Annotated in this window: 11 protein-coding genes; 7 read left to right on the top strand and 4 right to left on the bottom strand. The window is 70.5% G+C overall.

The genetic code is table 11. The annotated features are described in order from the left end of the window. From QM626_RS00950 to pknB, 6 genes are all read left to right on the top strand, one after another. Positions 1-400, top strand: a 400-nt coding sequence (locus QM626_RS00950; protein WP_415072972.1) for an FHA domain-containing protein, incomplete at its 5' end; no start/stop codon positions are given. A gap of 9 nt (positions 401-409) precedes the next feature. Beyond that, on the top strand, positions 410-1,648 hold the full coding sequence (locus QM626_RS00945; protein WP_415072970.1) for a PP2C family protein-serine/threonine phosphatase: 1,239 nt from the start codon (positions 410-412) through the stop codon (positions 1,646-1,648). Next, positions 1,645-3,027 (top strand): FtsW/RodA/SpoVE family cell cycle protein, encoded by a 1,383-nt coding sequence (locus QM626_RS00940; protein WP_415072968.1) that lies wholly within the window; start codon positions 1,645-1,647, stop codon positions 3,025-3,027. The genes QM626_RS00945 and QM626_RS00940 overlap by 4 nt, the downstream gene beginning before the upstream one ends. After that, on the top strand, positions 3,024-4,481 hold the full coding sequence (locus tag QM626_RS00935; protein WP_415072966.1) for a peptidoglycan D,D-transpeptidase FtsI family protein: 1,458 nt from the start codon (positions 3,024-3,026) through the stop codon (positions 4,479-4,481). The genes QM626_RS00940 and QM626_RS00935 overlap by 4 nt, the downstream gene beginning before the upstream one ends. After that, the gene (locus tag QM626_RS00930) at positions 4,478-6,190 is read left to right on the top strand and encodes a serine/threonine-protein kinase (RefSeq protein ID WP_415072964.1); all 1,713 of its coding nucleotides are present in this window, start codon (positions 4,478-4,480) and stop codon (positions 6,188-6,190) included. Before QM626_RS00935 ends, QM626_RS00930 begins: the two co-directional genes overlap by 4 nt. A gap of 68 nt (positions 6,191-6,258) precedes the next feature. Continuing rightward, the gene (gene pknB, locus QM626_RS00925; RefSeq protein WP_415072962.1) at positions 6,259-7,965 is read left to right on the top strand and encodes a Stk1 family PASTA domain-containing Ser/Thr kinase; all 1,707 of its coding nucleotides are present in this window, start codon (positions 6,259-6,261) and stop codon (positions 7,963-7,965) included. Here pknB and QM626_RS00920 read toward each other — a convergent pair. The 3 genes from QM626_RS00920 to QM626_RS00910 are packed head-to-tail and all read right to left on the bottom strand — an operon-like array spanning position 7,940 to position 9,545. After that, entirely contained in the window at positions 7,940-8,608 is a 669-nt protein-coding gene (locus QM626_RS00920) for an anthranilate synthase component II (RefSeq protein ID WP_415072960.1), read from the bottom strand. The genes pknB and QM626_RS00920 overlap by 26 nt on opposite strands. Further along, positions 8,605-8,760, bottom strand: a complete 156-nt coding sequence (locus QM626_RS00915) for a hypothetical protein (protein ID WP_415072958.1) — start codon at positions 8,758-8,760, stop codon at positions 8,605-8,607. The genes QM626_RS00920 and QM626_RS00915 overlap by 4 nt, the downstream gene beginning before the upstream one ends. Continuing rightward, on the bottom strand, positions 8,760-9,545 hold the full coding sequence (locus QM626_RS00910; RefSeq protein WP_415072956.1) for a class E sortase: 786 nt from the start codon (positions 9,543-9,545) through the stop codon (positions 8,760-8,762). Before QM626_RS00910 ends, QM626_RS00915 begins: the two co-directional genes overlap by 1 nt. A 52-nt stretch (positions 9,546-9,597) precedes the next feature. Here QM626_RS00910 and QM626_RS00905 point away from each other — a divergent pair, with 52 nt between their 5' ends. Beyond that, positions 9,598-9,828, top strand: coding sequence for a cell division protein CrgA (locus QM626_RS00905; protein ID WP_415072954.1), 231 nt, complete (start codon positions 9,598-9,600; stop codon positions 9,826-9,828). A 55-nt stretch (positions 9,829-9,883) separates the two neighbouring features. On the opposite strand, the gene QM626_RS00900 is transcribed toward QM626_RS00905, so the two are convergent. After that, positions 9,884-10,762, bottom strand: a complete 879-nt coding sequence (locus QM626_RS00900) for a rhomboid family intramembrane serine protease (protein WP_415072952.1) — start codon at positions 10,760-10,762, stop codon at positions 9,884-9,886. Positions 10,763-10,769 lie beyond the last annotated feature (7 nt).

The raw sequence follows: 10,769 nt of genomic DNA, 5'->3' as shown, positions 1-10,769 counted from the left end.
GTCCCCCGCCGCCCCGACCGCTCCGGTCGCCCCGGTGCTCGCCCCGCCGGCGCCCGCGCGCGCGGCCACGAAGGCGAAGCCGGGCAAGGGCGCCAAGGCCACGACCGAGACCGCGCACCGCATCGTCATCACGAGCGGCCCGAAGGCGGGGCTGGAGATCCCGCTCGGCACCGAGCCGCTCACGATCGGCCGGTCCAGCGAGTCGGGCCTCGTGATCCGCGACGACTACACCTCGAGCCATCACGCCCGTCTCATGCTCTGGGGCGAGCAGTGGATGCTGCAGGACCTCGACTCGACCAACGGCACCTGGCACGACGGGCAGCGGGTCGCCGCGCCCGTCCCCGTCGTCATCGGCGCACCGATCAAGGTCGGCGCCACGACCTTCGAGCTGCAGGGCTGACGGCAGCCGATGGTCTTCCAGGGCTCGAGCGCCGCGCTCTCGCACACCGGCAAGGTGCGCTCGAACAACCAGGACTCCGGCTACGCCGGCTCCAACCTGTTCGTCGTGGCCGACGGGATGGGCGGACACGCCGGGGGCGACGTCGCCTCCAGCCTCGCGATCGCGCGCATCGCCCCGCTCGACGAGCCGTTCGGCTCGACCGCCGAGGCCGAGCACGCCCTGCGTCACGCGGTCACCGAGACCGCCGGCGACATCATCGACACCGTGCGCGTGCGCCCCGAGCTCGCCGGCATGGGCACGACCGTGAGCGCGTTGCTGATGGTCGACGACTACGCCGTGATCGCGCACATCGGCGACTCGCGCATCTACCTGTACCGCGACGGCGCCCTCACCCAGATCACCACCGACCACACGTTCGTGCAGCGCCTGGTCGACTCCGGGCGGATCACGCCGGAAGAGGCCCGCTACCACCCGCGCCGCTCGGTGCTCATGCGGGTGCTCGGCGACATGGACCCCGACCCCGAGGTCGACACGTTCATCATGCCGACCCGCCCCGGCGACCGATGGCTGCTGTGCTCCGACGGCCTGTGCGGCGTCATCGACGACGCGCACACCGCGAAGGCGCTCGGCGGGGGCATCGCCCCCGCCCGCGCGGCCGACCATCTGCTGAAGCTGGCGCTGGACGCCGGGGCGCCCGACAACGTCACGATCGTGATCGTCGACGTCGGCGGCCACCACCCGGTCTTCTCCGGCACGCCGACCATCGTCGGCTCGGCGTCCACGCCCTCGGGGATCGAGGTGCCGGCCGCGCGCGCCGGGCGCTCGTCGTGGCTGCACCCCAATCGCCAGGCCGCGAACGAGCCGACGCACTTCGAGCCCGCCCCCGAGTTCCTCGAGGAGCTCATCGAGGAGGACCGTCGCCGAGCCCGACGACGCCGCGTCGGCTGGCTCGTGGGGCTCGTCCTCGTGCTCGCCGCGATCGGCGGCGCGCTGTTCGCCGGCTACAGCTGGACCCAGACGCAGTACTACGTCGGCGTGAACGACGAGTACGTGGTCATCTACCGCGGCATCCAGGCCACCATCGGGCCGATATCGCTCTCCAGCGAGTACGAGGTCACCGACGTCGCCGTCAGCTCCCTCACCCCGTTCGAGCTGCAGACGCTGCAGACGCGGCCGATCACGGCGGGATCCCTCGAGGCCGCCGAGGAGATCGTGTCGCGACTGACCACCGAGGAGAGCACCGGATGACCGCCGCATCGACTCCGGTCTCCACCGACACGGCCGTGCTGCGCGCGCTCAAGCGCATCCGGATGCCGCAGAAGCAGCGCAACCGCGAGCTCGCACTGCTGCTGTTCGCCCTGGTCATCAACGGCGTCGCCGTCGCGCTCGTGCAGCTGGGCGTGGAGGCCGAGATCGACCCGAGCTTCCTCTACTACTGCGGCGTGCTGGCCCTGCTCGCCATCGCCATGCATGTCGTGCTGCGCTTCGTCGCGCCCGCCGCCGACCCGTTCCTGCTGCCGATCGGCACGATCCTCACCGGCGTCGGGCTCGCCATGATCTACCGCATCGACCTCGGGGACGCCGCGACGGGCTGGTCGGCGGCCTCCACCCGCCAGCTCGCGTGGGCCGCCATCGCCTATGCGCTCGCGCTGGCGGTGGTCATCGGCCTGCGCAACTACCGGGTGCTGTTCCGCTACACCTACATCTTCGGCTTCGTCGGCATCCTGCTCCTGCTCCTGCCGCTCGTGCCCGGCCTCGGAACCGATGCGAACGCCGACGTGTGGGTCTCGCTGGGCTTCTTCTCGTTCCAGCCGGGCGAGCTGGCGAAGATCTCGCTGGCGATCTTCTTCGCCGGATACCTGGTGCGCACCCGTGAGAGCCTCACCTCCGTCGGCACGCGCTTCCTGGGCATGACATGGCCGCGCGCCCGCGAGCTCGGCCCGATCCTGGTCATCTGGCTGGTCTCGCTCGCGATCATCGTCCTGCAGCGCGACCTCGGCACCGGACTGCTCATCTTCGGGATGTTCGTGGCGATGCTCTACGTCGCCACCGGGAAGACCAGCTGGGTGCTCCTCGGCGTCGTACTGGCCGTCGGCGGGGCCCTGGCCGCCTCGCAGGTGCTGCCCTACGTCGGTGCCCGCTTCACGAACTGGCTGGACGCGTTCAACCCGGAGCTGATGGACAACAGCAGCTATCAGCTCGTGCAGGGCATCTTCGGCCTCGCGCACGGCGGGCTCATCGGCACCGGTCTCGGTCAGGGCCGGCCCGGGCTGACCCCGCTCGCGCAGAGCGACTACATCTTCCCCAGCCTCGGCGAGGAGCTCGGCCTCATCGGCGTGTTCGCGATCCTCTGCCTGTACCTGGTGTTCACCAGCCGCGGCATCCGCATCGGCGTGGCCGGGCAGGACGACTTCGGCAAGCTGCTGGCCACCGGCATGGCCTTCACGATCGCGCTGCAGGTGTTCATCATGGTCGGCGGCGTCACGCGGGTGATCCCGCTGACCGGGCTCACGACCCCGTTCCTGGCCGCCGGCGGCTCCTCCCTGGTGGCGAACTGGATCATCGTCGCGATCCTGCTGCGCATCTCGGATGCCGTGCGCAACCAGCCCCGGGTGGTGATCGGATGACGACGCAGCTGCGGCGGCTCAGCATCCTGATGCTGGTGATGTTCCTCGTCCTGTTCGCCTCGACGAGCTTCATCCAGGTCGTGGCGGCGGGCTCCCTCGCCGACAACCCGGAGAACAAGCGGGCGCTGTACGACTCGTACGAGGTGCAGCGCGGCTCGATCATCGCGAGCGGCTCCGCGATCGCGACCTCGGTGCCCTCCGACGACGTCTACAGCTGGCAGCGCGTCTACACCGATTCGGAGATGTGGGCGCCCGTCACGGGCTACATCAACGCGGCTCTGGGATCTGCGACCGGCATCGAGCAGGCCATGAACCAGGAGCTCAGCGGCACCGGCTCGTCGCAGTTCCTCTCCCGGGTGCAGCAGATCTTCACCGGGCAGTCGGCGCAGGGCTCCAACGTCGTGCTGTCGCTGGATGCCGACGTGCAGCAGGCCGCGTACGACGCGCTCGGCGACCTGCAGGGCGCGGTCATCGCGATCGAGCCGTCGACCGGCCGGATCCTGGCCATGGTCACCAGCCCCAGCTACGACACCAACCTGCTGGCCTCGCACGACACCGTGGCGGTGAACCAGACCTACGACGAGCTCGTGTCGGCCGCGGTCAACCCGCTCTACAACCGGGCCATCGCCGGCAACCTCAACCCGCCCGGCTCCACGTTCAAGCTCGTGGTGGTCTCGACCGCGCTCGCCTCCGGCGAGTACACCCCGGAGTCCACGCTGCCGAACCTGTCGTCCTACACGCTGCCGGGGACCTCGACCTCGATCCAGAACTTCGGCGGAGGCACCTGCGGCTCGGGGGACACCGTGACGATCGCCGACGCGCTGCGGCTGAGCTGCAACATCCCGATGGCCGAGCTCGCCGCCGAGCTCGGCGACGACGCGATCCGCGCCGAGGCGGAGAAGTACGGGTTCAACAGCTCGTTCTCGACGCCGCTGGAGTCGACGGCCTCCAGCTACCCGACCGGCCTCGACGACGCGCAGACCGCGCTGACGGGCTTCGGCCAGGGTCAGGTGACGGCGACGCCGCTGCAGATGGCGATGGTCTCGGCCGGCATCGCGAACGGCGGCGTCGTGATGAACCCGCAGATGGTGGACGAGGTGATCGGCCCCGACCTGTCGGTGCAGCAGACCTTCGACCCCAGCGAGTACGGCACCGCGCTGGATTCCACGCTGGATGCGGAGCTGGTGGAGATGATGATCGCCAATGTCAGTGATGGCGCAGCGTCCAATGCAAGAATAGACGGCGTCGAGGTGGCGGGTAAGACCGGCACCGCGGAGAACGGTGACAGCGAACCGTACACCCTGTGGTTCACGGGATTCGCGCCCGCCGATGATCCGCAGGTCGCTGTCGCGGTCGTCGTCGAGAACGGCGGAGGCGAAGGGCAGTCCGGGACGGGTAACACCATCGCGGCGCCGATAGCGAAGAAGGTCATGGAGGCGGTGCTGGGCAAATGAGACCGACGCAGGGTGCGACGTTCGGCGGACGGTACGAGCTCGACTCGCGGATCGCGATCGGCGGCATGGGCGAGGTGTGGGAGGCCACCGACCACGTCATCGGCCGCACCGTCGCCATCAAGATCCTCAAGGACGAGTACATGGGGGACCCCGGGTTCCTCGAGCGGTTCCGCGCGGAGGCGCGGCACGCCGCGCTCGTCAACCACGAGGGCATCGCCAGCGTCTTCGACTACGGCGAGGAGAACGGCTCCGCGTTCCTGGTCATGGAGCTCGTGCCCGGCGAGGCGCTGTCGACGATCCTCGAGCGCGAGGGATCGCTGTCCACCGACAAGACCCTGGACATCGTCGCGCAGACGGCGTCCGCCCTTCAGGCCGCCCACGCCGCCGGCCTCGTCCACCGCGACATCAAGCCGGGGAACCTGCTGATCACCCCGGACGGCCGGGTGAAGATCACCGACTTCGGCATCGCCCGCATCGCCGACCAGGTGCCGCTGACGGCGACCGGCCAGGTGATGGGCACGGTGCAGTACCTCTCGCCGGAGCAGGCATCCGGCCATCCGGCATCCCCCGCCACCGACATCTACTCCCTCGGCATCGTCGCCTACGAGTGCCTGGCCGGCAAGCGGCCCTTCACCGGCGAATCGCAGGTCGCGATCGCGATGGCGCAGATCAACGAGCAGCCGCCGCCGCTGCCGCCGACGGTCGCCGAGCCGGTGCAGAACCTCGTGATGGCGATGATCGCGAAGAAGCCGGAGGACCGCCCGGCGTCCGCCGCCGCCGTCGCCCGTGCCGCGAACGCCCTGCGTCGCGGCGACGTCACCGCGGCGACCACGGCCGTGCCCGCGATCGCCGCCGGGCTCGCGACCGATGACGCCACCCAGATCCTGGGCGTGGGCGAGACCGCCGCGGCGACGCAGCTGATGCCCGCGACGGCGACCGCCGCCACGACCACGAAGCCCGAGCCCAAGCGCAAGCGCAGTCCGTGGACCTGGCCGTTGATCGCGCTGATCGTCATCCTGCTGATCGTGCTGGCCGGCACCGTCTGGGCGCTGTTCGGCAATCGCGACAGCTCGAGCGACGCCTCGGGCTCGACGACCACCACCCGCACCACCACGTCGTCGACGCCGACCGCCTCCACGACGACGGTGGCCGTCGCGTCGCTGGGCCTGACCGGCCTCTCCTGCGATGCCGCCGCCGCGAAGGCCGAGGCCGCGGAGCTCGTCGCGAACTGCGTGGCGGGCAACAACGCCTCGAGCTCGTCGCAGGTCGGGCTGGTCTACGACGTCCAGCCGACCGGGAACGTGGCGACGGGCTCCACCATCACGCTCACCTACTACGCGGACCAGGTCTCGCTGGACACCCCGGACGCGCCGTCGATCGCGACCACCACCGTCACGACCGGCTCGACGATCACCTTCACCTGGCCGTCGTACTCCTGCCCCTCGGGCACCGGCTCCGTGACCGCCTACTCGTTCACGATCTCGGGGGGCACGTTCACCACGACGGATTCGACCACGGCGCAGTATGGATCGTCGGAGCGCAGCGGGACGGCGAAGGTCACCGCCAGCTCGGGCGAGACGGTCGTGCTCACGTACTCCGTGACCTGCTCGGGCAGCGGATCCAGCGGCGAGCGCACGACGGACACCTCGGACGCGGCGACCGCGCAGGTCACCTCGACGAGCTCTCCGTCGCCGAGCTCCTCCCACTGACAGCGATGCCCCAGGGTCGGCCGCGACCCGTCGGTTAGTCTGGTTGCCGTTGCATCCAGGGAGTCACCGTGACAGCTGAGCCGCGTATCCTTGCGGGCCGCTACCGGGTCGATGAGCTCATCGGCCGTGGTGGCATGGCCAGCGTCTACCGCGGCTACGACCTGACCCTCGGCCGCGACGTCGCCCTCAAGCTCCTCAAGCGGGAGCTCGCCGAGGACGCCGCGTTCCGCACCCGCTTCCGGCTCGAGGCGCAGGCCGCGTCCCGGATGGCGCACCCCACGATCGTGCGCGTGTACGACGCCGGCGAGGACGCCGAGACCACGCCCGACGGCGTCACCCATCCCGTGCCCTACATCGTCATGGAGCTCGTGCACGGCACGCTGCTCAAGCAGATCATCGCCGAGGGGCCCGTCCCGGCGGAGGATGCCGTCCGCTACGCCGACGGCATCCTCGAGGCGCTCGAGTACTCCCACCGCGCCGGGGTCATCCATCGCGACATCAAGCCGGGCAACGTGATGGTCACCGACGCCGGGCAGGTCAAGGTCATGGACTTCGGCATCGCGCGCGCGGTGTCGGACTCCTCGTCGACCGTCGCCGAGACCACCGCCATCATCGGCACCGCCGCCTACTTCTCGCCGGAGCAGGCCAAGGGCGAGCCGGTCGACGCCCGCACCGACCTCTACTCCGCCGGCGTCGTGCTCTACGAGCTGCTCACCGGGCGTCCGCCGTTCCGGGGCGACACCCCGGTCGCCGTGGCCTACCAGCACGTCAGCGAGGCGCCGGTGCCGCCGTCGGAGGTCATCGAGATCCTGCCGCTCGGACTCGACGCGGTGGTGCTGCGCGCGCTCGCGAAGGACCCGTTCCAGCGGTTCCAGGATGCCGCCTCGTTCCGGCAGGCCCTGGGCGCCGCCCTGACCGGCCGGGCGCCGAGCAAGCGCGAGCTGGGCGCGCTGACCAGCGAGCTCTACGGTCCGAACCCGCGCACCGCCGCGGAGACGGCACGGACGCTGCGGCAGCTCTCGGCCGACACGACCGTGAAGCGCACCCAGCCGGGCCCGCCGGCGGCGTGGATCTGGGCGGGCGTCGCCGTGCTCGCCGTGCTGCTGGTCTCCGTGCTGTTCTGGGTGATCTCGCTGCGCTCGGCAGCGCTGCAGGCCGACTCCGTGCGCACCGTTCCCGACGTGACGACGATGACGTACGACCGCGCCGTCACGCTCCTCCAGCAGGCGGACCTGACCGCTGCGCGCGAGGACATCACCGACGACACCATCGCGGCCGGAAACGTCATCCGGACCGACCCGGCGGTGGGATCCCAGGTGACCAGCGGCCAGACCATCACCGTCTACGTCTCCTCCGGAACGGCGACGGTCGACATGCCGACGGTCGTGGGCACCGACCAGACCACCGCGCAGGCCGCGATCACCGACGCCGGGCTGCTGGTGGGCACGATCACCTCCGTCAACAGCGCGACCCTGGCTGCCGGCACGGTGATCTCCGCGGACGTGGCGGGCGTCACGGTGGACGCGGGGAGCGCCGTCCCCATCGGCGCCACGGTCAACCTGAGGGTCGCCAGCGGGAAGGTCGTGCTCAACGACGTCACCGGCTACACGGTGGACGCCGCGACCCGCGAGCTCCAGTCGCTCGGCCTCACCGCGGCCACGGCCGACGACGCGAACTGCACGGCATCCTCGCCCCCGACCGTCGAGGCCATGTCGGTGGCGCCCGGCGAGATCGCGATCGGGTCGACGGTCACGCTGACCGTGTGCTCGGGCTGAGCGCCCCCCGGTGCGGGGAGAGATGCGCCGCGCGCGCCGGCGCATCCGTCGCGCCGATCGTGCGCAGCCAGTTCGCGAGCAGCCGGTAGCCGCCCTCGGTCAGCACGCTCTCCGGATGGAACTGCACGCCGTGCACCGGTGCGGTGCGGTGCGCGATCGACATCACGGTGCCCTCGGGGGTGCGCGCGGTCACCCGTGCCGCCGACGGCAGGCTCGACTCCTCGACCGCGAGCGAGTGGTACCGGCCGGCGGTGAACGGCGAGCGCAGACCCTCGAACAGCGCGGACCCGTCATGCGTGACCTCGCTGGTCTGCCCGTGCATCAGCTCGGGCGCCTCGACCACGCGGGCGCCGACGGCCACCGCGACGGCCTGATGGCCCAGGCACACGCCGAGCAGCGGCACCTCGAGGTCGACGGCCGCCTGGACCACGCGCACGGACGCTCCGGCGCGCTCCGGGCGACCGGGCCCCGGCGAGACCACGACGCCGTCGTATCCGGCGAGGGCGGGCACGACGGCCTCCGGGTCGATCTCGTCCGCCTCGACGATCTCGACCACCGCGCCGAGCTCGACGAGGTAGCCGACGAGGGTGTGGACGAAGCTGTCATGGTTGTCGACCATGAGCACGCGCACCGCGGCGCTCACTCGACCGTGACGTCCTGCGGGTTGATGTAGGTCGAGGCCCAGGGGAACACGTAGTAGAAGAGCGCATACAGCACGGCGGCGATCAGCGCCAGCAGGATGAGCAGTCGCACCCACCACGGGCCGGGCAGGACCCGCCACAGTGCCGCGTACATCAGGAGACCCCCTCGGTCAGGGATGCCGGCGCCCCGTCGGCGCGCGGCGTGAACGATTCGAACACGCTGTAGGCGACGATGCGCTCGGCCTGCGAGTACATGGGGCTGCAGCTGGTCATCGTCAGGAAGCTCTCGTCGCTGGTCACGTCCACCTCCTGCGGCACCGGCAGCAGCACGTCCACCGAGTCGGGCGTGACGTATTCGAGCGTGCGGAAGCGGTACGTGTACCAGCCGTCGAGCGTCTCGATCACGATCGCGTCGCCCACGTGCAGGTCCGCGATCTGGTTGAACGGCTTGCCGAACGTGGTGCGGTGGCCGGCGACGGCGACGTTGCCCGCCTCGCCCGGCATCTGCGTGTCCATGTAGTGGCCGATGCCGATCGGGTCGAGCGTGGTCGCCTTGGTCACCCCGCCCGCCATCGGGAAGGCGTAGTCGGAGCCGAACCGCGGGATGTACATGGTGGCGAAGACCTCGCCGTCGGCGGGCTGGGCCACCACCGGGACGGTGACGGCGGAGTCGTCATCCGTGTCGTCGGTCGCGGTCGGGTCGGGCGTCGCCGTCTGCGTGGCCTCGTACTCGGCCTGCCACTGCTCGGACAGGCTGTGGGCCTGGTCGGAGCGCTCCGCGCCGTAGATGAGGTCGCCGATCCACAGCTGCCATGACACGTACAGCAGCGCGACCACGCCGAGGGTGATCAGGATCTCGCCGAACACGCCGACGACGCTGGTGCGGCGGCGCGGCCTCCGGGAACGAGAGCGCCGGGTCACGGGTTCGGGCGCGGTCACACCCCGGATTGTAGCGAGCGCAGCCGAGAGTCCGCCCAGGTAGTATTGCCGCATGGCACGTGTGGACAAGGACGACGACATCACCGGCACCGGGGAACCCGCCCCGAACCCGGTGTGGTTCAAGCCCATCATGATCGGCCTGATGCTGATCGGGCTGGCGTGGGTCCTCGTCTTCTACCTGAGCGGGATGGCGTACCCGATCCCGGGCATCGACGCCTGGAACCTCGTCATCGGCTTCGGCATCGCGTTCGTCGGGTTCCTGATGACCACCCGCTGGCGGTAGAACTACACCGGTGTAACTCATCCCCATGTGTGGATGAGGCTGTGGATAACTCCGCTCAGCCGTAGATCACGGGCGGCACGAGCAGGAGCAGCAGCAGCCCGACCGTGAGCACCAGCAGCAGCGCGATCTGAAGGCCGCGCTGCGCCCGGCGCCGGGTGCGCGCGAAGATCAGCCCGCCCAGCGCACCCGCGACGAGTCCGCCGACGTGCGCCTGCCAGGAGATGCCCATCCCGGGGATGAAGCCGATCGCCAGGTTGACGCCGACGACGATCAGGATGCCGGTGAGATTGGCGCCCAGGTGACGCGCGATGATGATGAGAGCTCCGAACAGCCCGAAGATGGCGCCGGAGGCGCCGACCACCACGGACGTCGGCGCCAGCAACGCGACGCACACCGACCCGCCCAGCGCGCTGATCAGGTACAGCGCCAGGAACCGGCCGCGCCCCAGCAGGGGCTCCAGGATGCGGCCGATCATCCACAGCGACAGCATGTTCAGGCCGATGTGCCAGAACGACGAGTGCACGAGCGCGCCGGTGAGCAGCCGCCACGGCTCGAAGCTTCCGGTCCACTGCGGGTACAGCAGCGGGGCGTAGAACGCGAGCCAGCTCTGCACGAGCTGGTCGGGGATCAGCAGCGACAGCACATAGGCCGCGGCCGTGACCAGGATGATCGCGTAGGTGACGACGGGCTGTCCCGGCAGCACCGCGGCCGCCGACCCGCGTCGCCCCCAGCGCCGCCCTGCCCGGCGTTGTGCCGGGGTCTGCTCACGCCGCTGCTCGGCCATGCACTCCGGGCAGATGACGCCCACCGCGGCCTGCGTCTGACACTCGGGGCAGATCGTGCGCAGGCACCGCTGGCAGAGCACGAAGCTCTGCCGGTCGGGATGCCGGTAGCAGTAGTTCTCGCGGTTGCGCGTGAACTCGGGCGTCGTCACGGATGCC

The sequence above is a fragment of the Microbacterium sp. genome (genome assembly GCF_047606385.1).
Taxonomy (GTDB): Bacteria; Actinomycetota; Actinomycetes; order Actinomycetales; family Microbacteriaceae; genus Microbacterium.
This window is presented reverse-complemented; position numbering and strand designations above follow the sequence as displayed.